Source organism: Methanofollis liminatans DSM 4140 (assembly GCF_000275865.1).
In the GTDB taxonomy this organism is placed as follows: domain Archaea; phylum Halobacteriota; class Methanomicrobia; order Methanomicrobiales; family Methanofollaceae; genus Methanofollis; species Methanofollis liminatans.
In genome coordinates, this window is sequence record NZ_CM001555.1 from 1,125,476 (window position 1) to 1,149,478 (window position 24,003).

At 61.5% G+C, this 24,003-nt stretch carries 15 protein-coding genes; 9 read left to right on the top strand and 6 right to left on the bottom strand.

Annotated elements, in window-relative coordinates:
- Positions 1 to 232 precede the first annotated feature (232 nt).
- The 4 genes from METLI_RS12385 (at position 233) to METLI_RS05775 (ending at position 7,867) form a co-directional block, all read left to right on the top strand.
- Entirely contained in the window at positions 233 to 3,130 is a 2,898-nt protein-coding gene (locus tag METLI_RS12385; protein WP_169313800.1) for a PKD domain-containing protein, read from the top strand.
- A 20-nt stretch (positions 3,131 to 3,150) separates the two neighbouring features.
- The gene (locus METLI_RS12390) at positions 3,151 to 4,434 is read left to right on the top strand and encodes a PKD domain-containing protein (RefSeq protein ID WP_004038818.1); all 1,284 of its coding nucleotides are present in this window, start codon (positions 3,151 to 3,153) and stop codon (positions 4,432 to 4,434) included.
- A 403-nt stretch (positions 4,435 to 4,837) separates the two neighbouring features.
- On the top strand, positions 4,838 to 6,673 hold the full coding sequence (locus METLI_RS05770; protein ID WP_004038820.1) for a sensor histidine kinase: 1,836 nt from the start codon (positions 4,838 to 4,840) through the stop codon (positions 6,671 to 6,673).
- Between the two features lie 39 nt (positions 6,674 to 6,712).
- Positions 6,713 to 7,867 (top strand): cation:proton antiporter, encoded by a 1,155-nt coding sequence (locus METLI_RS05775; protein ID WP_004038821.1) that lies wholly within the window; start codon positions 6,713 to 6,715, stop codon positions 7,865 to 7,867.
- Here METLI_RS05775 and METLI_RS05780 read toward each other — a convergent pair.
- A complete protein-coding gene (locus METLI_RS05780; protein ID WP_004038822.1) occupies positions 7,851 to 8,297 on the bottom strand; it encodes a CBS domain-containing protein in 447 nt (148 codons plus the stop codon). The genes METLI_RS05775 and METLI_RS05780 overlap by 17 nt on opposite strands.
- 62 nt (positions 8,298 to 8,359) lie before the next feature.
- A complete protein-coding gene (locus METLI_RS12395; RefSeq protein ID WP_004038823.1) occupies positions 8,360 to 9,790 on the bottom strand; it encodes a PAS domain S-box protein in 1,431 nt (476 codons plus the stop codon).
- A gap of 327 nt (positions 9,791 to 10,117) precedes the next feature.
- Between METLI_RS12395 and METLI_RS05790 the strand changes: the two genes are divergently transcribed.
- On the top strand, positions 10,118 to 12,805 hold the full coding sequence (locus METLI_RS05790; RefSeq protein WP_004038824.1) for a cation-translocating P-type ATPase: 2,688 nt from the start codon (positions 10,118 to 10,120) through the stop codon (positions 12,803 to 12,805).
- On the opposite strand, the gene METLI_RS05795 is transcribed toward METLI_RS05790, so the two are convergent.
- Positions 12,802 to 13,863 carry an AI-2E family transporter gene (locus METLI_RS05795; RefSeq protein WP_004038825.1) on the bottom strand — a complete coding sequence of 354 codons (1,062 nt, stop codon included), beginning with the start codon at positions 13,861 to 13,863 and terminating at the stop codon, positions 12,802 to 12,804. The two genes, METLI_RS05790 and METLI_RS05795, sit on opposite strands and share 4 nt — an antisense overlap.
- A 130-nt stretch (positions 13,864 to 13,993) precedes the next feature.
- Here METLI_RS05795 and METLI_RS12760 point away from each other — a divergent pair, with 130 nt between their 5' ends.
- Entirely contained in the window at positions 13,994 to 15,925 is a 1,932-nt protein-coding gene (locus METLI_RS12760) for an agmatine deiminase family protein (RefSeq protein WP_004038826.1), read from the top strand.
- A 230-nt stretch (positions 15,926 to 16,155) separates the two neighbouring features.
- Here the strand turns inward: METLI_RS12760 and uvrB are convergent, their stop codons facing one another.
- From uvrB to uvrA, 3 genes are read right to left on the bottom strand one after another with little or no spacing between them, the layout of a single operon-like run.
- Positions 16,156 to 18,090, bottom strand: a complete 1,935-nt coding sequence (gene uvrB / locus METLI_RS05805; protein WP_004038827.1) for an excinuclease ABC subunit UvrB — start codon at positions 18,088 to 18,090, stop codon at positions 16,156 to 16,158.
- Positions 18,087 to 19,637: an excinuclease ABC subunit UvrC gene (uvrC, locus tag METLI_RS05810; RefSeq protein ID WP_004038828.1), complete on the bottom strand. Its 1,551-nt coding sequence runs from the start codon at positions 19,635 to 19,637 to the stop codon at positions 18,087 to 18,089. Before uvrC ends, uvrB begins: the two co-directional genes overlap by 4 nt.
- 4 nt (positions 19,638 to 19,641) lie before the next feature.
- Entirely contained in the window at positions 19,642 to 22,518 is a 2,877-nt protein-coding gene (gene uvrA, locus METLI_RS05815) for an excinuclease ABC subunit UvrA (RefSeq protein WP_004038829.1), read from the bottom strand.
- A gap of 162 nt (positions 22,519 to 22,680) precedes the next feature.
- On the opposite strand from uvrA, the gene METLI_RS05820 reads away from it, so the two are divergent.
- The 3 genes from METLI_RS05820 to METLI_RS05830 are packed head-to-tail and all read left to right on the top strand — an operon-like array spanning position 22,681 to position 23,984.
- A complete protein-coding gene (locus tag METLI_RS05820; RefSeq protein WP_004038830.1) occupies positions 22,681 to 22,863 on the top strand; it encodes a hypothetical protein in 183 nt (60 codons plus the stop codon).
- Complete coding sequence (locus METLI_RS05825; protein ID WP_004038831.1) at positions 22,860 to 23,357, top strand: DNA-deoxyinosine glycosylase; 498 nt, start codon at positions 22,860 to 22,862, stop codon at positions 23,355 to 23,357. The genes METLI_RS05820 and METLI_RS05825 overlap by 4 nt, the downstream gene beginning before the upstream one ends.
- Before the next feature lie 33 nt (positions 23,358 to 23,390).
- The gene (locus METLI_RS05830; RefSeq protein ID WP_004038832.1) at positions 23,391 to 23,984 is read left to right on the top strand and encodes a hypothetical protein; all 594 of its coding nucleotides are present in this window, start codon (positions 23,391 to 23,393) and stop codon (positions 23,982 to 23,984) included.
- The last annotated feature ends 19 nt before the right edge of the window (positions 23,985 to 24,003 follow it).

Sequence of the window (24,003 nt, forward strand, 5' to 3'; positions counted from 1 at the left end):
GCTGGAAATTATTAAATATTTTCGTTGTGCATGCTATGCAACCGGGAGTAAATATTGCGTATAATGTGTTATAATTGCCCATTAATGTCCTGATTTCATTCCTGCCCTTGATGTCCATAAATATTTGGGCCTGGGGATGTGAAACCGTGCGCTGATGAAGGATTCGGGCGCTCCTGGACGATGGAGGGGGTCTATGTCATATACCATTTTAAAGAGAGGCATGGGGAGGGCAGTGATCATTTTGATGGTCCTGCTGGCCACTATGGCCGGTGGAGCCGCCGCAGCGCAGTCCGGCGACGTATCGGCCGCGGAGATCATGGGGTCCGGACCGGCGGCGTTCAAAGGGGCGCTTGCCGGCTATGAAGAGAAGGTATCGACTGATCTGGTTCTGCTCATGAGGGGTGCGTTCGTCTCAGGCCCCGACGGGATCGAGATCGGGGATCTGGCGGACGCGGCGTACAGCCGCAGCATACCGGCGTCGTCGGTCATGACCGATGAGAGCGGAAAGACGAAGGTCTACGTCTATGTGCAGGTCGTGCCGCCGGCGTCGACGGCGGTGATCGACCCCTATGCCGTGGAAGTGACCGACCGCGACGAGGAGGCGCACCTGGCGGTCGCCTGGGTGGAGACGGACAGGATCGACGATCTCGCGGCGCTGCCTGAGGTCGGATCGGTGGAGATCGTCTACCCGCCGGTCGTCTACAGCAGCGCCGCGCCGCGGGCCGGGTCGGTCGAGTGTGAGGCAGACACCATTCTCAAGACAGCACAGTTGCGCGAAAAAACCGGCTACGCGGGTGCCGGGATGAAGGTGGGGATCCTCTCGGACAGTGCAGACCAGTGGCAGGAGGCCGCCGCAAAGGGCGACCTGCCCGCCGACGTCCATATCCTTGCCGACTATGCCGGGGACGACGAAGGCACGGCGATGCTCGAGATCGTCCACGACCTGGCCCCTGAGGCCGAACTCTACTTCCACACCGCTTATCCCAACGCCGTCACCTTCACGACCGGGATCACCGCCCTCGCTGATGCGGGATGCCAGGTGATCTGCGACGATATCGGCTGGTTGACCGAGCCTTTCTTCGAGGACGGGTATGTCGCTTCGCACGTACGGAACCTCCTGGAGAAAAGGGACCTGATCTACGTCTCGGCGGCAGGCAACGATGCCGGAGGGATCCACTACCAGGGGGCGTTCCAGAACGACGGCTCTGGCTGGCACTCCTTTGCCGCCGGACGGAACCTCCTGCTCACCCAGATCGATCCGGGATCAGGGGGGCAATCGAACTCCTTCCTGATTGTTCTCCAGTGGGACGACGTCTGGGAAAAGTCGTCCAATGATTACGATCTCTATCTGGTCGGGCAGGACGGAAACGGGTATTACGAGATCATGAACAGCTCGAAGGTGCAGGACGGCGACGACAAGCCGATGGAGATCATCGAGGGAACCTACAGCGGTTCTACGGTCTCCCAGGTGTACCTCGCGGTTGTGGCCGCGAACGGCGCCGCACCGCGGAACCTTGAGATCTTCATCTTCAGCGGCGGTAAATTCAACGACCCGGTCGCCTCGGACGCCGATACGATCTTCGGCCACCCGGCGGTCTCCGGTGTGGTGGCCGTCGGGGCGATCAGCGCCTCAGATCCGGGCAACGACACGATCGAACCGTTTTCCTCGTGCGGGCCGGTGACCATCTCCAACCCTGCGCCTGAGGTGAGGAACAAGCCCGACATCTGTGGCATCGACGGCGTGCGCGTCACCGGTGCGGGCGGGTTCCCGAGTACATTTTACGGCACCAGCGCCGCAGCCCCGACTGTAGCCGGCGTGACCGCACTGGTCTGGGGGCTTGACCTCAAGCAATCGCCCGATACGATCAAGGAGGCGCTCTACGCCGGGGCCGTCGACCTCGGCGAGGCCGGATGGGACCCTGTCTTCGGCTATGGGCGGGCCGACGCCATGGCGGTGGCAGTGCAGCCTGAGCTCTCGGCGAACTTCTCAGCCTCGCCGCTTTCCGGCCCTGCGCCGCTGACAGTCCAGTTCACCGATCTTTCCACTGGAACGATTACGGCCTGGCAATGGGACTTCGGCGACGGCGCTGCCTCGGGTGAACAGTATCCTGAACACGTCTACGCGGCCGAGGGGCTCTATACCGTCAGCCTCATGGTCTCCGACGGGCAGGGCAACAGCGACACCCTTGTGATGACCGACTACATCAACGTCTCTGCTGCCCAGGTCGAGAATGTCACCGCAGACTTCACGGCCGACGTCACCTCCGGCACCGCGCCGCTGACCGTCCAGTTCACCGATCGCTCGACCGGGCCTGTTACGGCGTGGGGATGGGACTTCGGCGACGGCGCCTCATCGAGCGAGCAGCACCCCGAGCACACTTACCTGCAGGCTGGCACCTACACCGTCTCCCTGACGGTCACCGGCGAGGATCAGAGTGATACCCTCATTCGGGGGGGCTACATCTCGGTGGAACCCGCCGGTGAGGTCGACGCGAACCTGACCTTTGTCCCGGCAGGGGCAACCCTCGCGCCAGGCACGGAAACCGCATTCACCATTCTCATGGACAGGGCAGCGGCTGGCATCGCGGGCTACACGATCACCGTGTCCCTCGACGACCCGGCGATCGGTGAGATCACCGCCGTTTCATTCCCTGCATGGGCCGGGCTGAAGAGCAACGGCACCCTTCCCGCAGACTCGGTCTGGATCAGGGCGGTCGATCTCGAAGGGAATGCCGGGACCGGGAACATCACGCTCTGCACGGTCACGGTGCGGGGCGACACCGAGGGGACGACGACACTCTCGATCCTGGACAACGCCACCCTGGAGGATAGGGAGGGCGGCATCTACACCTTCGCCACCGTGCCGGCGACCCTGACGGTCGGGGCTGCGGCAGTCCTCCCGTTCCCGAAACCTGACGGCACCACCTATCCCGCCCCCACCGACCCGGACGGCGACGGCCTGTACGAGGACGTCGACGGCAACGGCCGGATCGGGTTCAACGATGTGGTGGTGTATTACACGAATCTGCAGTTCGTTGAGGATAACCAGCCGCTGGAAGCGTTCGACTATGACAGGAACGGCCGGATCGGGTTCAACGATGTGATCGTCCTGTACGGGATGATCGCCTGATAGATACTCTGGAGCGAAATATGACGAACCTCAAAGATCTGGTGCCCTTTATCGGCACCCTATTCCTCTGCGCCCTCATGGTGCAGGGGGCCCTGGCCGCTGTGGTCGGGGACAGAACAGATGCCGGGAATATCACCATCACCATCCTGCCCCCGGTGGCAGAGGTCGATCTGGGCGGAACGGCCGATTACGACCTGGTCCTGGATCGCCTCCCGTCCGGTATAGCCGGGTACAACATCTCGGTCGGTCTGACCGACGGATCGGTCGGCGAGATCGTCGTCGTGACCTTCCCTGCATGGGCCGGGCTGAAGGGCAACGGTACCCTGCCGGCGGATGAGGTCTGGTGCACGGCGGTGGATCTCGCCGGCGGCGCCGGAACCGAGAATATCACGCTCATGACCCTCACCCTCCGCGGCGATGCCGCAGGATCGACCGACGTTGTGGTTAGAGAAGGAGTTGTTGAGGATCGCACCGGTGGGTTGCCCTCTATCCTGGACGTCGTTCCGGCGACCTTTGCGGTGGGGCAGGCCGTGAACGGGGCGGTCAACTTCACTGCCGACGTGACCGATGGCACCGCCCCGCTCACCGTGCAGTTCACCGACACCAGCACGGTTGAAAATGTCACCTCGTGGTTCTGGGACTTCGGCGACGGGTTCATGTCGACGCGGCAGCACCCGCTCTATACCTTCCACGATCTTGGCTCCTTCACCGTCACCCTCACCCTGACCGACGCCCGGAATCTCACCTGGACCCAAACCAGAGAGGGCTTCATCACCACCCGCAACGAGACCGTGAGAGATGCCGACTTTATCGCTAACGTCACAGAGGGGCCGGCGCCTCTGGCCGTGCAGTTCACCGACACCGGGACGATCGAGAATGTCACCGGATGGTCCTGGGACTTCGGGGACGGCGGCACCTCGGATGAGCAAAACCCGGTGTGGGTCTATATGGCGCCGGGCCGGTACAATGTCTCACTCATGGTGACCGACATCTGGAATGCCACGTTCTGGGAGGAAAAGGTCGGGTACATCACCGTCAATGAGTCAGAAGAGTACGCCGATTTCACCGCCAATGTAACCGGGGGCGAGGCGCCGCTGGCAATCCAGTTCACCGATACGAGCACGGTGAGGAACATCACCTCATGGTTCTGGGAGTTCGGCGACGGGAACACCTCTGAGGAGCAGCATCCGGTCCATATCTACACAGCAAACGGCACCTATGACGTCGGGCTCACGATCAACCGGGAGGGGGATCCCTCGTATGAGGTGCGCTACGACGGTTACATCACGGTCGGCATTGCATGAGCATACCCTCGCGCATGGATCTCCCGGATCTGGAGATACTCCCTCCGTCCCAATTTTGAGTTCGGCGCCCGCCCGGGCGGGCGCTTCTCCTGGAGATCTCCACACCATCAGAAGAAGGCCCTGGTGGCGCCCATGCCCTCTCATGCCCCGGTCCCGGCACTGAAATCCAGATTCAAAAAGCAAATTTATTTGAAAGTGGTCTATTCCATTCTCTATAGCAATTTCAGAAGTTTGGAAGTGGGTGCAGAAAAGAAAAAGAATATCATGTAGAGTGCGAATCTCTATGCAGTGCATTTCACTCCGCCTGCCCGGCCTGCAGGTTGGGCCTGCATCGGAATAATCTGAGGAGATGAAGCAATTTTCACGTGAAATCGGCAGAGGGCGCTCTTTTAACGCGCACCTGATGATCTATGTCATTCTGATCATCGTTTTTGTCATCGCTATTCTATCCTCATACTCGTATTTTGAGGCGAAAAACGATATCGTCGAGAAAACCGACCTCCTGCAGGAGCAGGCGGAAAAGAGCATCATCGAATGGATGATCCTCGTCGATGCCGGTCTGGAGATGTATGACGACACTCTCAACGCCCGCATGCAGACCGGGTTTGAGGACTTTTTAAGGGCGTACGAAGAGGCGGGCAATGACCCCGCACAGATGGACCTCGAACGCCTCAAAGAGGACCTCGGCGGCACGATGGACCTCTACATCATCGATCAGGACGGGGTCATCAGGTACAGCACGGTCGAGCACGAGATCGGGGTCGACTTCAGTGGCATCCCGGATTTCTTCGCCTATATCACACTGCTCCGTGAAGGCGATTCGTTCTCGGCAGACCGCGTGGTGCGAGAGCGGACGTCCGGGATAGTTAGAAAATACGCCTATATGCCGACGCCCGATCACCGCTACCTCCTGGAGCTTGGCCTTGTCCCCGAACTGCTCGAAACCAGGAAACTCGGCCTCTCCTATGTCCAGACTACCGACAATCTCAAAACGCTCAATCAGGACCTCTTGAGCATACGCATATATGATATTTTCGGGCAGATTGTCGGGAATAAGAGTTATATGGGGGACGACCTCCAGAGAGAGAGGATCTCCTCGGTGATCGAGGAGCGGCAGGGGGCGGTGTACGCCGACCCGGCGAACCGCACCGAGACCCATTACCTTTTTTTGGACCTGCGGGACCCGGACTATGCATCTGATCTGTCCATGGTGATCGAGCTCACCTATACCACCGCATCCCTCGACCAGAAACTTACGTCCCTCTTATTCTCGCACATCATGATCGCTCTTCTTGCGGTACTTCTCAGCGGCTTGCTCGTCTTTGTGGGTATCTGCCATGTTTCCCGGCCAATATCCGAGGTCGTCGAGGACATCGACCGGATCGCGCAGGGCGACCTCGACCACCGGATCAGGCATACGCAGGGCCTCGAGTTCTCCCGCCTGGAAAACAGCATCAATGCGATGGTTGGTGCTCTCAAGGCGAGCCTCGGGCGCGCGCAGGAGTCTGAACGGGCACTCCGTGAGTACAACGAGAACCTCGAGGCGATCATCACAGAGCGGACGGCCGAGTTGAAAGCCTCAAACGAAGAGGCGAACCTCTACATCGACATCATGTCCCATGACATCAACAACACCAACACCATCGGCCTCGGCTATCTCCAGATGATTGTTGACCGTTTCGACGGGCGGGAGAGAGACCTGGCAGAGCGCGTCAGAAACAGCATCTTAAGGAGTTCGCAGATCATCCAGAACGTCTCCACCATCAGGACGATCCATATGCGAAACCTCCCGCTCGAACCGGTCGATCTGGACCTGGTGATCAGGGCGGAGATCGCCGGGAATCACAATGCCGGGATTCATTACGAGGGCGGCCCAGTCCTGGTCTGTGCAGACACCCTTCTTTCCGAGGTATTCTCCAACCTGATAGGAAACGCCTTCAAGTTCATGGGAGGAAAAGGCGAGGTCACCATCAGGGTCGAAGAGGGAGAGGACGAGGTGCTGGTCTCGGTGGAGGACACAGGGCCGGGGATACCCGACGATCTGAAGGAGGCGATATTCGGTCGTTTCAAGCGGGGATCTGAAAAAGTAAGCGGAAAAGGGCTTGGCCTCTATATCGTCCGCTCTCTTGTAGAGCATTATGGCGGGATGGTCTGGGTGGAAGACCGTGTGCCCGGTGTCCCCGGGGCAGGGGCGGCGATCAGGTTCACCCTGAAACGCCCTCCCTGCCAGGAGCCCTGAAGCGTCAGGCATAAGAAGTCTGGTGGTGAACTCCAGCAGATGGACCCGATCCTGCAGGTCGTCCTGATCCTGGCCGCCGCGAAGATCGCCGGGGAGGCCGTTGAACGGGCTGGCTTTCCCGCGCTTATCGGCGAGATCGGCGCCGGCATCGTGCTTGGACCGTCCCTCTTCGGGCTGGTCGCGTATGACGATACGCTGGCATTTCTTGCAGATATCGGGATCATCGCCCTGCTCTTCGTCAGCGGGATCCAGATGAACATCAGGTCGTTTGTCGCTTCAGAACGTTCAGCGGCTTCGACGGCGCTTCTGGGCATCGTCGTCCCTTTTCTGATGGGCGCAGGCGTCGGCGTCGTGGCTGGTTTTTCCCCACTTGAAACGCTCTTTATAGGTGTCGCCCTCTCAGTCACCTCCATCGGGGTCTCGGTGCGGGCGCTCATCGACCTCCGAAAGATGAACACACCGTCCGGGGCGACGATCGTCGGGGCGGCGGTCATGGACGACATCATCGGCATCCTCCTGCTTGCCATGCTCACGGCGGTGGCGGCCGGGAGCGGGAGCTCGGCGCTCTACACCATCACGGCCGGGGGAGCCTTCCTTGCGGCGACCCTGATCATCGGGCGCCGTTTGCTGCCCGCCGTGATGAGGCGCGCCCGCGCCACCCACACCCACGAGATGCCGTACACGGCAGCGATCGCCATCGCCCTCTTCATGGCGTACCTCTCCCATCTTGCCGGCCTCCATTACGCCGTTGGCGCCTTCCTTGCCGGCCTGCTCCTCGGCGACCAGATCAGGGACGACCGCACCCTTTTCGAAGGAATAGCAGATTTTTCCTTTGGTTTCTTCGTGACCTTCTTCTTCGCCTCGATCGGGCTGCTCGCCGCGATCACGCTCGACACCCTCCTCTCCCCCTTTGTTCTCCTCCTGATCCCTGTCGCATTCGCCGGGAAGATCCTGGGCGGGTGGCTCGGCTCGGTCAGGTTCATGGAGACACACGCCGAAGCCCTCGTCGTCGGGATCGGGCTCTGCCCCCGCGGTGAGATCACGCTGGTTATCGGGCAGATCGGGCTGCTCGCCGGGCTGATCACTGAGGAGATCTTCTCGGCCTTCACCGTGGTGGCGGTCGTCTCTGTCCTGGTCACGCCGGCCTTGATGGCCTGGGGCTACCGGCGGCTGGCAATCAGAGGTGGCCGGTGATCCGCAGGTGCGCGATGATCATGCAGACCTCGATGCGCCCGACGACCGCACCGGCACCGTCGACGACGACGAGGACCGGGTAGCGGTAGCGTTCCATCGCCTCCATCGCCTCCCGCACGGTGGCGGTATCGGGGATCGTGATATGCCCCCTGGTCATGATGTCTGCAGCGACCGCTGCGTCCCCCCTCAGGAGGCAGTCGATGCAGGTGGTCCTTTTCCGGCTCCGCACGCCGATGACGTGCCCGACGGCGGTGAGGAGGTCGAGTGCGGTGATAAAACCGAGAAAACGATTTTCTGGTCCTGATACGACGAGATCGATGCAACCGGTTTGGGAAAATAGTTCAAATATTTCGGGCAGCGGCGTGTCTGGGGGGATGGTGGACGGCGCGCCTGACATGACGGCGGTGACGGGAATCTCTGTCGGTTCCATTGGCTCTGGAAGTTCTATACGCCGGGGCTGGTATAGATATTTTTGTCAGCGGTCTTCGGACATCAGCACCGCCATGTCCCGGCCGGGAGGCGGATCTCGAAACATGCCCCCTTTCCGGCCTCCCCCCTCTCCGCGATTGAGATCCCGGTTATATCGAGTATCTCCCGCGTGAGATACAGCCCGAAACCGGCATCCAATCCGAAGCCTTTGGAAAAGATCCGCTCCTTGATTGCATCGGACACGCCAACGCCGTTGTCCCTGAAGGTGATAATCCCCTCAGGCCCCTCAGTCCTGAAGGTGACTGAGATCGTGGTGAACGCCCCGGCATGCCTGACGGCATTATCGATCAGGCTGGAGAAGGCTTTGTACAGCATCTGGTCGGCATAGACCTCAAGGGTGCCGGTGGAGACGACAAGATCCACCCCCTTCAGTTTCCTCGGTCCCTGTGCGTTCCCGAGGACGTCCCTGACATTTTGCCAGCAGGGCGCCTTTATCCCGATTTTTTCGTACTCTCTGGTGAAGGTGATCTGCTGCTCGATCTTTCTGGTCGCCGTCTCGATGATCTTCAGGACGTCGGCAAGGTCGGGCCGATCCTCAAGGTCTTCCCCGAGGAGTTCGAGGTATCCGACCAGCACCGCCACCTGATTGAGGATGTCGTGCCTGGTGACCGAGGAGAGGAGCGCGAGTCTTTTATTGACGTCCCTGAGCCTCTCCTCCTCTCGCTTCAGGTCTGTGACGTCCCGTGCGATCACCAGGGTGCCCTGGCGTGCGCCGCCGGCACAGATGGGGGAGCACCGCACGTCCAGGGTTGCATATGCGCCGTCTCTCTTCCTGACCCTGATCTCCCTGCCGGCTTCGTGCGCTCGCTCGCGGTCCTCCTCCCCATCTCCAGCCCTGCGGGCGATCTCCCTGCCGGTGATCTGGTCGTCGTTGAGTACGGCGCCGGGAAATTCTTCAGGCGCATAGCCGAGCATGGTCATGGACGAGGGGGAGACAGAGACAATCTCTCCATCCCGGTCGGTGACGATGATGAGGTCGGTGCAGTGTTCGGCGATATACCTGATGTTTTCCCTCTGATCCCTCCCTTCCTCTATTTTTCTGACGGCGTGAAAGATGGCTTCCCCAAGGCCGGAGGATAGAGATTTCGGATCCCTATTTTTTCTGATATAGTGATCTGCGCCGTTATTCAGGGCGTCTATCGGAAGGTCCTCGTCCTGGCTCCCGGTGAAGAAGATGAACGGGAGATGGGGAGCAATGAGGCGGGCAGCTCTGAGGAGGGCGATGCCGTCCATGCGCGGAGGAAGGTGTTCGGCGATGACGATATCGAAAGCCTCTCTGGTGAGCAGTTCAAGCGCTTCCTGGTCTGACGTACAGGATACGACTAAAAAACGTTTTTTTTCTGAAATATTCTCGATATATCTGGAGAGATCTGGATCGTTGTCCATGTGGAGGATCCGTATCTGTTCGCAGTCCTCATCCAGATCAGGCATCATGAATAGAATATATCCTCTTCTGCAGGGGATAAATGTATATCTCAGGGCCAGTGAGATAAAACGTCGCTTTAAATTCATATGTTTATACAATCGCTCTGTAATATTCTCCTGAAAAAAGAGATATCGATATATATCATGATCTTAATGCGAGCGCCGGGGCGAGCCTGCCCACCCTGAACAGGGCAGGTGCTGTCAGGGTTCTGTCACCGCAGGAAAGTTTGAGAGGCCGGAGCGGAGGTTGACGGATCCCCAGACCTTAAGGATTCGGTCCCACGATAGCATTTAATATCGTGAGATGGCCTCACTTCCCTGAAGTGTTCGAGGGGGATGCAGTACCATACGTTAAACCGGGAAGAACTGGTCGGTGCCCTGCACACTGCTGATACAGGTCTGGACCTCTCCGAAGCCGGGCAGAGGCTTGAACACTACGGGCCGAACGAAATCGAGCGGAAAAAACGGAAAAATTACCTGAAGGAGTATTTCGTCCAGTTCACGCATTTTTTTGCGGTCCTTCTCGAATTAGCGGCGGTTCTGTCGTTTTTAGCGGATCTTTACTCCCCGGGAGAGGGCTACGATGTTCTTGGATATGCGATCTTCGGTGCCGTCGTCGTCAATGCCACGTTCGCGTTCTGGCAGGAGTATAAAGCAGACAGGACGGTCGACGCCCTCCTGAAACTGATCCCCTCGCTGGTGAAGGTGCGCAGGGGAGGAGAGATCGCAAAGGTCGATGCCCGCCTGCTGGTGCCCGGTGACATCCTGATCGTCGAGGAGGGTGACCGCATCGGAGCGGACGCCGTGATCCTTGAGGCGAACTCACTGTACGTGAATATCGCAACGCTCACCGGGGAGTCCAGGCCGGTGAGACGGTTTCCGGGCGCCGACAGGAGCGAGACTATTCTGGACGCAAAAAATGTCCTCTTTGCCGGGACCACCGTCGAGTCGGGGAACGGGGTTGCCGCGGTCTTCGGGACCGGAAGGAACACCGAGTTCGGGAAGATCGCGTCGCTGGCGAAGGAGGTGAAAAAACGCCTCACCCCCATGCAGACCGAGATCATCAGGATCACGCGGATCCTCACCGTCGCCGCCCTCCTGGTGGGTGGGGTCTTTTTCCTTCTTGGATTTTTTTCCGGGCAGGGGTTTTTGATCGCCGCAATATTCGCCCTTTCCCTCATCGTTGCCAACGTTCCTGAAGGCATGCTCCCCACCATCACCCTCTCCCTCTCCCTTGCGAGCCAGAACATGGCGCGGAGAAACGCCCTGATAAAAAACCTCGACTCCGTCCAGACGCTCGGGAGCGCCACCGTGATCTGTACGGATAAAACCGGGACCATTACGCGCAACGAGATGACGCTGAAGGAGATCTACCTCGCGGGAGGGGAGACGATCTCGATCACCGGGGAGGGTTACGATCAGGACGGAGAGTTCGTTTTTGCCGGGGAGCGGTCTGGAGCAGATGAGCGCCTGCATTTTTTTCTGCTGGCCGGAATGCTGAACTGCCGGGCGACGATCGAAGAGAACGGCGTCTTTGGCGATCCCACCGAACTCTCCATCATTGCGGCGGCGCGAAAGGGCCGGATCGAGAACAACGGGTATGCGAAACTGCAGGAGTTCCCCTTCACCAGTGAACGCAAGATGATGTCCACCTCCTATGAAAAAGGCGGAGAAACGTTTATCTTCTCCAAGGGGGCGCTTGAAGTCCTGCTCCCGCTGTCAGATTACTTTGTCGACGACGCCGGTCGGGTCATGCCGTTCGATGAGTCCAACCGGGCGCGGCTCGTGGCCAGGGCCGAAGATCTGGAGCGCAAGGCGTACCGCGTGCTTGCGGTGGCCTATGGCCGGGGCGAGGAGGAGCGCGGCTTTATCATGCTGGGCCTCGTCGCCATCATGGACCTGCCGCGGTCCGAGGTCTTCGATGCGATCGCCACCTGCCGGCGGGCAGGCATCCGCGTCCTCATGCTCACCGGGGATAACCCGCTGACCGCAGAGGCGATCGCCCGAACAATCGGGCTGCAGGTGGATCTGGTGCTCACCGGCGACGAGACGCGGCGTATGCCCGATGAAAAACTTGAAGATCTGCTCAAACACCAGAACGTGCTTTTTGCCAGGATGCGTTCGGAGCAGAAGTTGCGGATCGCCTCCCTTCTTCAGAGAAACGGCGAGGTCGTGGCGATGACCGGTGACGGGGTCAACGACGCCCCGGCCCTGCGAAAGGCCGACATCGGCATTTCGATGGGGACGAAGGGGACCGAGGTCGCAAAGGAGGCGGCAGACATGATCCTTCTCGACGACAACTTCGCCTCCATCGTGGCGGCCATCGAGGAGGGGAGGACCGTGTACTTCAACATAAAAAAATTCGTCACCTACATCCTCTCCTCGAACATCCCCGAGATCGTTCCCTATATCCTCCAGTTTTTCCTGCGCATCCCCCTCCCCCTCTCGGTCATTCAGATCCTCTCCATCGATCTCGGCTCAGACCTGCTTCCCGGCCTTGCGCTCGGGAGCGAGGCGCCCGAAGAGGATATCATGGACCGGCCCCCGGTCGGGAAGAACGAGCGCATCCTCGATTGGGAGGTGTTCAAGCGCGGGTATTTCTTTCTGGGGGCGATCGAGGGGGCCGCAGCAATGGTCGCATTTCTCGGATTTTTGTTCCTTTCAGGATGGCAGTATGGAGATCTCTCCGTCACCGGCACCACGCTCCACCGGCAGGCGATGACCATGACGCTCCTCGGTGCGGTGAGTTGCCAGCTCTTCAATGTGTGGACCCTGCGTTCATGGGATCATTCGTCGTTCCAGAGGGGAGCGTTCACGAACCGTCTCCTCATCATCGCCATCGCGATCGAGATCCTCTGGGTCTATGCGCTTCTGAATGTGCAGGCCGTGCAGGTGATCTTCAATACGGCGCATGTGCCGGCTCAGTACCTCTGGATCCTCCTCCCGTTTCCCATCCTGCTCTTTCTGAGCCATGAACTCTATAAGTATCTGAGACGGCCGAAAATGGTGAAAAGTGAATTTTAATGTTTTTCCTTCGCCCCGCCCTCATCGGCAAAGAGTTTGTCGACGCCGAGGAGGGTGTTGATCCAGCGCGTCTCGTCGCTGCACTGGACCATGATCAGGAGGATGAGCGTGATCGGGATCGCGAAGATCATGCCGGAAATACCGAGGATCCATCCCCAGACGATAAGGGAAATGATGACGACCAGAGGGGGGAGATCAAACCGTCTCGATGCGATATAGGCGAATATTGGATTTTCAACCAGGGCATTGAGAATGACGACGATGATCACCACTGCAACCGCTCCCCAGACGCCGTACTGCAGCCATGCAAAGAATATTGCAGGGATTGCAGCGATAAAGAGGCCGATATAGGGAATGAATGCGAGTATGAAGGTGAGAATGCCCCAGAGAGCGGCGGCATGGATCCCCATCGCCCAGAGTGAGAGACCAAAGAGCGTGCCGTGGATCAGGTTCGCCTCGGTGCGCACGATCACGAACTCGATCATGAGGCTGCTCATCCTCTTGATGCCGAACCGCCCCTCCAGATTCGCTCCCAGAATCTTTTCAAGCCGCTCAGGAAGTTTCGGCGCTTCGAGGAGGGCGAAACAGGTCGTGATCATGATGAAGAAGAGGTACAGTACACCGTTTCCTGCATTGAGCGCATAGGGCTCGATGATCGCCACAATGCTGCTGAGACTGATCGACGAGGGAGAGAGGGATGCCGGGTCGATGCCGATCTTATCGAGCAGAAGCAGCAGTTCTGAGAGTCTATCGTTCAACTCGGCCTGGTACATGGGAAGATCCTGGATCAGGACCTGGAAAGAGTGCATCGTCAGCATCAGCGTGCCGAGGATGACGCCGCCCGCGACAACAGTGATCACCCCGACGGCGATCCCGTCCGGGATGCCCTTTTTTCTCAGGAAATCCATTGTAGGCAGGGTCAGGATCGTGAGTATAAGGGATATTACCAGGAGATTGACGATATATGCAGTGATCTGCATTCCGATGATGAGAATGAGCAGGATCGCTGCAGCCAGAAGATAGTTCCTGGTTTCCCGCATTTCATAGAGACGGATCATAGGTTCGCATCCTGTTTTGAGAGTCGGCGTGGCAGCATAAGTTTTTTGGGGAGTGCGTTGCGCCGCCTCCATTTCTCCCCTTCGCCGGGGATGGGCTAATGAGAGAGTACCGTCATACAGGTGGAGGAGCATGGATGATCGCAGCGTAACAATCGGGCTTGTCCAGACAGCGGTCTCTGGCGATCCCGCACTGAACCTGGAGCGCACGCTTGCAGCGGCAGAGACGGCGGCAGCGCGGGGCGCCCGTATCATCTGCCTGCAGGAACTTTTCCGTTCCCCCTACTTCCCGCAGGCGGAGGGCGCCGATGCGGGCGGCTACGCCGAGACGATCCCGGGCGAGTCGACCGAGGCCTTTGCGGCCTTTGCTCGCCGGCACCATGTCGTCGTCATTGTCCCGGTCTTCGAGAGGGGGGAGGACGGGCGGTTCTCCAACGCCGCTGCCGTCATCAACTCAGACGGTTCTCTGATGCCGCCGTACCGGAAGGTGCACGTCCCGTACGACCCGCTCTTCTACGAGAAGGAGTATTTCTACCCGGGCGACTGCTACCGGGTCTATGAGACAACCTACGGCAGGATCGGCGTGCTGATCTGCTACGACCAGTGGTTCCCCGAAGCGGCGCGATCGCTCGCCCTCGACGGTGCCGAGATCATCTTTTACCCGACGGCCATCGGGCGGATCCGCGGCATGGAAGACGCCGTCGAAGGGGACTGGCGCGAGGCCTGGGAGACCGTCCAGCGGGGGCATGCGATCGCCAACGGCGTCCATGTCGCCGCGGTGAACCGCGTCGGAGAGGAGGGCGAGATCCTCTTCTGGGGGAGTTCGTTCGTCTGCGACTCCTTCGGCACGGTCGTCGCCCGCGCCGGCGAGGGGGAGGAGGTGCTCGTCGCCGCAATCGATCTCTCGAAGAACCGGGAGGTCAGGGAGGGGTGGGGGTTCCTGCGCAACCGGCGACCCGAGACCTACGACGCCCTCGTCCGTCCGACGGCAGCGTTTTCGGGGGGTTACCGCTGCCCTGCAGAACGCCGCCCTGACACCCCGAAGAAATGCGGCTATCATATGCCCGCCGAGTGGGAACCGCACGATGCGATCTGGCTCTCGTGGCCCCATGACCCTGACACCTTCCCTGATCTCGAGGCGGTGGAGGCGTCCTATCTCCGCATCGTGGCGGCGCTCCACCATGACGAGATCGTCAACCTGCTCGTCACCGACGAACCGATGCAGGGGCGGGTGACCGACCTCTTCACCGCCGCCGGCCTTGACCTCGCCCGGATCCGCTTCCACCGGGCCGACTATGCCGATGTCTGGTTCAGGGATTACGGCCCGGTATTCGTGGTGGACCGCGCCGGCGGCGCCCTTGCGATGGTCGACTGGATCTTCAACGCCTGGGGGGGGAAGTACGAGGAACTGATGCGCGACTCGGGCATCCCCTCGACCCTGAACCACTGGCTGCACCTCCCCATCTTCTCCCCGGGGATCGTCCTGGAGGGGGGATCGATCGAGGTCAACGGGAAGGGGACGGTGATCACCACCCGCCAGTGCCTCCTGAACCCGAACCGGAACCCCGACCTCTCGCAGGAGGAGATCGAGGGGCACCTGAAGGAGTACCTCGGGGCCTCCCACGTGATCTGGCTGAACCAGGGGATCGCCGGCGACGACACCGACGGCCATATCGATGATGTCGCCAGATTCGTCGACGCGCGGACGGTCGTCTGCGTCGTCGAGGATGATACGGAGGACGAGAACTACGAGATCCTGCAGGAGAACCTGGAGATCCTGCGGTGCTCGACCGACCAGGACGGCAACCCCTTAACGATCGTCCAGGTTCCGATGCCCGACCGCGTCGGCGACGAAGAGGTGCGTCTGCCCGCGAGCTATACGAATTTCTACATCGGGAACAGGACGGTGCTCGTCCCGGTCTTCGGGGATGAGAATGACGAGCGGGCCCTCGCCATCCTGAAGGGGCTCTTCCCGGATCGAGACGTCGTCGGGATCGACTGCCGGGCGATGGTCTTTGGCCTGGGCACCATCCACTGCATCAGCCAGCAGCAGCCTTCGGTGTGAGGGTGGGGGCGGTTCGGCTGCCTCTTTCAGGGGAAATCTCGCGCAAACCCCGGCGTGTTGCCCGGGGGCAGAGGCTCCCTGTGAGGTATCCGGGGAAAATCTCACGCGAAGCCGCGAAGGCCGCGAAGAAACGAAGTCCTGATCACACCTTCGCGTCTTTTCGCGTCTTCGCGTGAGGAATGGAAAAGCAGGCACACCGGTCTCAGGGGATATGCAAACGATACCCCTCTTCAGGTCCGCTCTGCCTCGCCGCGCAGTTTCATGACCCGGTCACGCAGCTGGATCGCCCGCTCGAACTCCAGCGCCTCCGCGGCCTCGTGCATCTGCGCCTCGAGTTCGATGATCAGGTTCGGGATCTCGGACTTCGGGATGTGCTTCGTATCGGTGATCTCCACCTCTTTCGCCGCCACCGGTTTTCTGATCGTCTGCGGGACGATCCCGTGCTCTTCGTTGTAGGCGACCTGCATCTGCCGCCGGCGTTCGGTTTCGGCGACCGCCGCCCTGATCGAGTCGGTGAGGGTGTCGGCGTAGAGCACCACATGGGCGTTGGCGTTCCGCGCCGCCCGCCCGATGATCTGGATCAGGCTGCGGGCGTCCCTGAGGAACCCTTCCTTGTCGGCGTCCAGGATGCCGATGAACCCGACCTCGGGGATATCGAGCCCCTCTCTGAGGAGGTTGATCCCGACCAGGACGTCGAAGGTCCCCAGGCGGAGGCGGCGGATGATCTCGGTCCGCTCCAGGGCGTTGATCTCCGAGTGGAGGTAGCGGGTCTTGATCCCCTGCTCTGCCAGGTAGTCGGTCATCTCCTCGGCGAGGCGTTTGGTGAGGGTGGTGACCAGCACCCGGTCGCCCCGCCCGATCGTCGCCCTGATCTCCCGGATCACGTCTGCGGTCTGCCCCGAGATCGGCCTGACCTCGACCACCGGATCGACGAGGCCGGTCGGCCTGATGATCTGCTCGACGACCCGAGCCGAGTGGCGGAGTTCGTAGTCGCCCGGCGTCGCCGAGATAAAGAGCGTGTTTCGCAGGTAGCCCTCGAACTCGTGAAACTTCAGCGGGCGGTTGTCGAAGGCCGAAGGGAGCCTGAAACCGTACTTCACGAGGGTCTCCTTCCTGGAGCGGTCGCCGTTGTACATCCCGCGCACCTGCGGGAGGGACTGGTGGCTCTCGTCGACGACCATCAGGAAGTCCTCAGGGAAGTAGTCGAGGAGGCAGTAGGGCTTCTCGCCGGGATTCCGGCCGTCGAAGTGGCGGGAGTAGTTCTCGATCCCCTTGCAGCTCCCGGTCTCCTCGATCATCTCGATGTCGAAGAGGGTGCGCTGCTCGAGACGGTGCGCCTCGAGCATCCCGAGGCCGGGCAGGGTCTCGGCGAGCTCTTTCTCGATCGAGGCGATCGCCCGCTTCATCTCCGACTCAGGGACGACGAAGTGGCGGGCCGGATATACGTAGAAGTAATCCATCGTCTCTTTCCGGCGGCCGCTCTGTTTTTCGATCTCGGTGATCCGCTCGATCTCGTCGCCGAAGAGTTCGATCCTGATGATGTCGTTGAAGTACCCGGGTATCAGGTCGATGGTGTCGCCCTTCGCCCTGAAACGCCCGGGCATCAGTTCGATGTCGTTGCGCTGGTACAGGATCTCTACCAGGCGTTCGAGGAGATCGTTGCGCCTGATCCGGTCGCCGACCTTCAGCTCAAAGCCCATCCCCTCGAAGTTTGCAGGGTTCCCCAGGCCGTAGATGCAGGAGACCGAGGCCACGATGACGGTGTCGGGCCGCGAGAGCACCGAGGCCGTGGCGGCGAGGCGCATCTGCTCGATTTTCGGGTTGATCGCGGCGTCCTTCTCAATGTACTGGTCTTTTGCCGGGATGTAGGACTCGGGCTGGTAGTAATCGTAGTACGAGACGAAGTACTCCACCCGGTTCTCCGGGAAGAACCCGGCGAACTCGTTGTAGAGCTGGGCGGCCAGGGTCTTGTTGTGCGCCAGCACCAGGGTCGGTTTCTGGACCGCCTCGATCACGTTGGCGACCGTGAACGTCTTTCCCGACCCGGTCACGCCGAGGAGGGTCTGGAAGCGTTCGCCTGCCGAGAGCCCGTCGACGAGCTCCCTGATCGCCGCGGGCTGGGAGCCCTTCGGTTTGAAATCTGCCTTCAATTGAAATGCCGTCATGCCGTCATCGCCTTCCCGCGCAGGAGCCTGTTGTAGGTGATCGCAAAGCGGTGGGCCTCGTTCCTGATCTCCTGCACGAAGAGGGAGGCCTTCTCGTCCCGCCCGACCGGGATCGGGTGCGGGAAGCCCGGCACATAGATCTCCTCCTCGCGCTTTGCGATCGAGATCACCGGGATCCGCACGTCGATCTCTTTGAGCACGTCCAGAGCCGCCGAGAGCTGCCCCTTCCCGCCGTCGACGATCACCAGGTCGGGGTAGGGCCCGCCTTCCTCTTTGAGCCGTTTGTACCGGCGGCCGACCACCTCGGCGATCGCCGCGAAGTCGTCGACGCCCTCCACGCTCCTGATCCGGAACCGCCGGTAGTTCCGCCTGTCAGGTTTCCCGCCCCTGAACATCACCATCGATCCGACCATGGCGGTGCCCGAGAGGTGGGAGATGTCGAAGCACTCGATCACGTCGGGGGGTTCGGGGAGGTGGAGGGCCCGCTGCAGGGCCTCGATCTTCATGCGGTCGCCGAAGAAGGTGAGTTCTATGTTCTTCGCCGCCAGGTCGAGGAGTTTTTTCTTGTCGCCGCGCTGCGGGACGGTGACGGCGACCCGCGACCCCCGCCGTTCGGTGAGATATTCGGCCACCGCCTCGCCCACCTCTTCAGGAAGGACCACCTCCTTCGGGGGCTCGTGCTCGCCGTAGTACTGCACGAGAAACTCCTCGAAGAATCCGTCCGACACCTCGAAGACGAACTCTTGTTTCTCGGCGAGCGTCCCCTTCACCACGGAGAAGATCATCAGGTAGACGTTCCCGTCCTTTGCCATATAGGTGATGATGTCCTCGTTGTGCTCGGGCCTCCGCACGATCTGCTGCCGGTCCGGGAGGTGCTCGATGGCGGCGATCTCGTCCCTGAGTTCGAGCGCCTGTTCGAACCTGAGGTTTCTGGCGTGCTCATCCATCTCCTCCCTGAGGGCGGCGGCGAGCTCCTTCGCCTGCCCTTTCAGCACGGCCCGCGCCCTTCTGACCCGTTCGGCATAGGCAGCCTCGCCGATCGCCCCGGCGCACGGGGCCGAGCACGTCCCGAGGTGCGACCGCAGGCAGGGCCGTTTCGGGATCCGCCGGCAGGAGCGGAGGCCGAAACTCTTTTTTACGACTGAAAGCACATAGTCGCGCTCTTTTGCCGAGACGAACGGCCCAAAGAACTCCCCGCCGCCTCCTGCCTTCCTGGCGATCCCGATCCGCGGGTAGGGGCCGGCGCTCAGGTGGATGTAGGCGTAACTCTTCGAGTCCTTCAGGTCGATGTTGTACTTCGGCTGGTGCCGTTTGATCAGGGCGTTCTCCAGGATCAGGGCCTCGGCTTCTGAGGCGGTGACGATGTAGTCGGCGGCGGCGAGGACGGCGATGAGGCGAAGGGTCTTTGGGTCGTGGTCCTGCTTCTGGAAGTAGCTGGAGACCCTTTTTTTCAGGTTTTTCGCCTTGCCGACATAGATCACCGCGCCGGCGGCGTCCCGGTAGATGTAGCAGCCCGGCGCTTCAGGAAAGACGGAGTAGTCGATCATCGCATCATTTGATGGGTTTTTTCACCTCGCCGCCGCTGTCTGCCACCGCATAGGCGAGTACTGCCGGCGCCGCTCCCTGCTGTTCGAGCAGGGGGCGGAGGAATTGGCCGGTGTAACTCTTCTCGACTGCCGCCACCTCTTCGGGCGTGCCGGTGGCGATCACCTCGCCCCCGGCGTCCCCGCCCTCGGGGCCGAGGTCGATGATGTGGTCTGCCGACTTGATGATATCGAGGTTGTGCTCGATCACCACGACGGTGTTCCCCTTCGCCACCAGGTCGTCGAGGACACCGATCAACTTTTTCACGTCGTGGAAGTGGAGGCCGGTCGTCGGTTCGTCGAGGAGATAGACCGTCCTCCCGGTCGCCCGTTTGGCGAGTTCGCGCGTCAACTTGATCCGCTGCGCCTCGCCGCCCGAGAGGGTGGTGGAACTCTGGCCGAGTTTGATGTAGTCGAGCCCGACCCGCGAGAGGGTCTCGAGTTTGCTCCTGATCGACGGGATGCTGGCGAAGAGGTCGTTCGCCTCCTCCACCGTCATATCAAGGACGTCGGCGATGGACTTCCCGCGGTATTTCACCTCGAGCGTCTCGGCGTTGAACCGTTTCCCCTTGCACTCGTCGCACTCCACGTAGACATCGGGGAGGAAGTTCATCTCGATCTTGATGACGCCGTCGCCCTGGCAGGCCTCGCACCGCCCGCCCTTGACGTTGAAGGAGAACCGGCCCGGTTTGTAGCCGCGCACCTTCGCCTCCTTCGTCTCGGCGAAGACCTTCCTGATCTCGTCGAAGACCTTGGTGTAGGTGGCAGGGTTCGAGCGGGGCGTCCGGCCGATCGGGCTCTGGTCGATGACGATCACCTTGTCCACCGGTGTGTCGAAGGTGAGGGTATCGTGGGCACCGGGCGTCGTCCGTGAACCGTAGATCTCCCCGGACATCGCCTGGTACAGGGTGTCGTAGATCAGGGTGGACTTGCCCGAGCCCGAGACGCCGGTGACGACGGCAAACGTCCCGATCGGGATCGCGATGTCGATGCCCTTGAGGTTGTTCTCCCGGCAGCCGGTGATCCTGATGTAGTTCTCTGACTGCCGCCGCTGTTCTGGCACCGGGATCGAGAGGGCGCCAGAGAGGTAGCGCCCGGTGATCGAGGCGGGGTTCTCCGCCACCTCGTCGGGCGTCCCTTCGGCGACGACGTGCCCCCCGTGGACGCCTGCCCCCGGGCCGATGTCCACTACGTGGTCGGCCGCCCTGATCGTCTCCTCGTCGTGCTCGACGACGATGAGGGTGTTGCCGAGGTCGCGAAGTTTTATGAGCGTCTCGATGAGCCGCTGGTTGTCGCGCTGGTGCAGCCCGATGGAGGGCTCGTCCAGGACGTAGAGCACCCCGGTGAGGTTCGAGCCGATCTGGGTGGCGAGCCTGATCCTCTGGGCTTCGCCGCCCGATAGGGTGCCGGCGCCCCGCGAGAGCGTCAGGTAACCGAGCCCGACCTCTTCCAGGAAGGCGAGGCGCGCTCTGATCTCCTTGAGCACCTGCCTGGCGATCCCGGCCTCCTTCTCGGTGAGGTTGAGGTCCGCGAAGAAGCGGATCGCCCTGGAGACCGGGAGGTCGGTCACCTCGACGATGTTCTTCCCGCCGACCCGCACGGCAAGCACCTTCTCCTTCAGCCGTTTTCCGCCGCATTTCGGGCAGGGCGAGACGCGCATGAACTTCTCGAGTTCCTGCCGGCGGTAATCGGACTGGGTCTGGTGGTAGAGGCGGTCGGCCTGCGGGAGGAGCCCCTCCCACGTCCCGGTGTGCGACCAGCTCGCGTCGCCACCCTTCGACTCCATCGAGAACCTGATCCGCTCGGTCGAGCCGAACATCAGGGCATGGTACTGCCCGGGGGTGAGGTCGCGGATCGGGGTCAAGATCGAGAACCCGTAGTGGCGGGCGACGGCGCCCAGGAACTGCGCCCGGTATCCGTCGACGAAGTTGCGGTACAGGGCGACGGCACCGTCGGCGATGCTCTTGCTCTTATCCGGGATGATCAGGTCAGGGTCGAACTCCATTTTTATCCCGAGGCCGTTGCACTCCTCGCAGGCGCCGAAGGGCGAGTTGAAGGAGAACATCCTGGGCTGGAGCTCCTCGAAGGAGAGGCCGCAGACCGGGCAGGCCATCGTGGCCGACCAGGTCTGCTCACGCCCGTCCTCGCCGACGGCGATGACGAGTCCGCCCGACTTTCCGAGCGCCGCCTCCACCGCTTCGACGAGGCGGGAGTGCTCGGCCGGGTCGAGGCGGTCGATGACGATCTCGATGTCGTGCTTGACATAGCGTTCGAGGGGGTGCTCCTCATCGGTCCGGACGATTGCGCCGTCCAGGCGGACGCGGGTGTAGCCGTCGGCGTCCAGATCCTTGAGGAGCTGCCCGTAGGTCCCCTTCTTCTGGCGGACGATCGGGGCGAGGACCGTCACCTGACCTGAGAACGAAGCGGCGATCGAGGCGGCGATCGCCTCGGGCGACCTGGACTCGATCCGGGTGCCGTGCTCGGGGCAGTACGGGACCCCGATGCGGGCGTAGAGGAGCCTGAGGTAGTCGTAGATCTCGGTGGCTGTCCCGACCGTGCTCCGCGGGTTCTTCGAGGTCGTCTTCTGCTCGATGGAGATGGCGGGAGAGAGCCCCTCGATCGAGTCGACGTCGGGCTTTTTCATCAGGCCGAGAAACTGCCTCGCATAGGCTGAGAGCGATTCCACGTAGCGCCGCTGCCCCTCGGCGTAGATGGTGTCGAAGGCGAGGGTCGACTTCCCGGATCCGGAAACGCCGGTGAAGACGATGAGTCTGTCCCTCGGGAGTTCGACCGTGATGTCCCTGAGGTTGTGCTCCCGGGCACCTTTGATCACGAGGTTTTTCATCCTGCATGATCCTCTGTCGCCGCCCCTAATATGCCTGCGGACCGTGGCATGAAAGTGTTCGGCTGTGAGGGGCGGCGGCATTTTTTCGTTCGGCGGTACCGTGGACCACGCTCCTGGTCCCGCCCTATCTTTAATTCAGGTGCGGCCCAACAGGACTGATATATGGCAGATGACCGGGAGAAGGAATGTGCGGTCTGCGGGGCGCCTGCGATCGGGACACAGGTGATGGGCTGCTGTGCCGCAGAGGTCTGCGCCGTCCACGCCCACCCGTCCCTCCTTGCCCTTGCGCCGGGCGAAAGCCGGGCAGAGGGGGACTGCTACTTCTGGAGGTACCCGGCGAAATGAGCGGCGGGATCTCGCCGGTCGCGGGCGAGGCCCCGACCATACTGATCCTGGGAAGTTACCCGAGTCTCCTCTCTCTGCAGGCCGGCGAGTACTATGCAAACCCGAGAAATGCCTTCTGGCGGGTGATGGCGACAATCTTTGGCGTTCCCGCGCACCTCCCCTATGGCGAGCGCACCGCCGCCCTGACTGCCCGCGGCGTCGCCCTCTGGGATGTCCTTTGGGGATGCCGGCGGCAGGGGAGCAGCGACGCCTCCATCAGGGACGGCAGGGCAAACGACATCCCGGGCTTTCTGCGGGAGCACCCCACGGTCAGGACCGTCGCCCTGAACGGGCGGGCCGCGGAGACCTGGCTGCGACGGGTTCACCCCGGCCTCTGGAACTTCCCGGGCGTAGCCGTTGTCGTCCTCCCGTCCACGAGCCCGGCGCACGCACGCCTCAGTCTGGAAGAAAAAATTCACATCTGGCGCGAGGCGCTCGCCCCCGGGAAAGATTGATGTGCCGGCACACCCCCTGAAGGGTGATCTGCAATGGACCGGAGGGGCTACCTGCTTGCCGCCTGCATGGCGGCGCTCTTTGTCGGCGTCTCGACAGCGGCCGTCCTGCGCGGCGGCGCACCCCTCGCCCTCGCCGTCCGCCTCTTCGCCCTCAACGGTTTTGTGGCCCTCGCCATCGCTGCCTGCATGTCGCCGTTTCTCCGGGAGATCCGGCAGGTCTTCGGCCGCCCGTTCATCATTGTCCACCATCTCTTCGCCGCCTTCGGGCTGACCGCGATCCTCCTCCACCCGGTGGCGGCGGCAGTGCGGGCTGGCAGCCTCTCCGTCTTCATCCCGGTCTTCTCCTCACTCCAGGCGTTCCTGGCCCTGGGCGGGCGCGTTGCGTTTTACCTGATCCTGATCGCGGTGGCTGCGGCCGTTCTCAGGAACCGGTACCCCGCCGTATGGCGGCCTTTTCACATGCTCATGTACGCTGCCCTCGCCCTCGCCATCGTCCATGCCACGCTCATCGGGAGCGACCTCGTCAACCCCGCGGTCAGGGGGATCCTGTACGCCATCTTCGTCGTGGTGGTGGCGGCCCTGCTCCTGAAGCGGCGGCAGCGCTACCTGAAGGGGGCGGGGAAATAAAACCCGCCGCGAAGGGATA

Coding starts and splice junctions, on each gene's coding strand:
- METLI_RS12390 (WP_004038818.1), top strand. CDS start 3,151: ATGACGAACCTCAAAGATCTGGTGCCCTTTATCGGCACCCTATTCCTC.
- METLI_RS05775 (WP_004038821.1), top strand. CDS start 6,713: ATGGACCCGATCCTGCAGGTCGTCCTGATCCTGGCCGCCGCGAAGATC.
- METLI_RS12395 (WP_004038823.1), bottom strand. CDS start 9,790: ATGATGCCTGATCTGGATGAGGACTGCGAACAGATACGGATCCTCCAC.
- METLI_RS05830 (WP_004038832.1), top strand. CDS start 23,391: ATGGACCGGAGGGGCTACCTGCTTGCCGCCTGCATGGCGGCGCTCTTT.
- METLI_RS05820 (WP_004038830.1), top strand. CDS start 22,681: ATGGCAGATGACCGGGAGAAGGAATGTGCGGTCTGCGGGGCGCCTGCG.
- uvrB (WP_004038827.1), bottom strand. CDS start 18,090: ATGACGGCATTTCAATTGAAGGCAGATTTCAAACCGAAGGGCTCCCAG.
- METLI_RS05770 (WP_004038820.1), top strand. CDS start 4,838: ATGATCTATGTCATTCTGATCATCGTTTTTGTCATCGCTATTCTATCC.
- METLI_RS05795 (WP_004038825.1), bottom strand. CDS start 13,863: ATGATCCGTCTCTATGAAATGCGGGAAACCAGGAACTATCTTCTGGCT.
- uvrA (WP_004038829.1), bottom strand. CDS start 22,518: ATGAAAAACCTCGTGATCAAAGGTGCCCGGGAGCACAACCTCAGGGAC.
- METLI_RS05780 (WP_004038822.1), bottom strand. CDS start 8,297: ATGGAACCGACAGAGATTCCCGTCACCGCCGTCATGTCAGGCGCGCCG.
- METLI_RS12760 (WP_004038826.1), top strand. CDS start 13,994: ATGGATGATCGCAGCGTAACAATCGGGCTTGTCCAGACAGCGGTCTCT.
- uvrC (WP_004038828.1), bottom strand. CDS start 19,637: ATGATCGACTACTCCGTCTTTCCTGAAGCGCCGGGCTGCTACATCTAC.
- METLI_RS05825 (WP_004038831.1), top strand. CDS start 22,860: ATGAGCGGCGGGATCTCGCCGGTCGCGGGCGAGGCCCCGACCATACTG.
- METLI_RS05790 (WP_004038824.1), top strand. CDS start 10,118: ATGCAGTACCATACGTTAAACCGGGAAGAACTGGTCGGTGCCCTGCAC.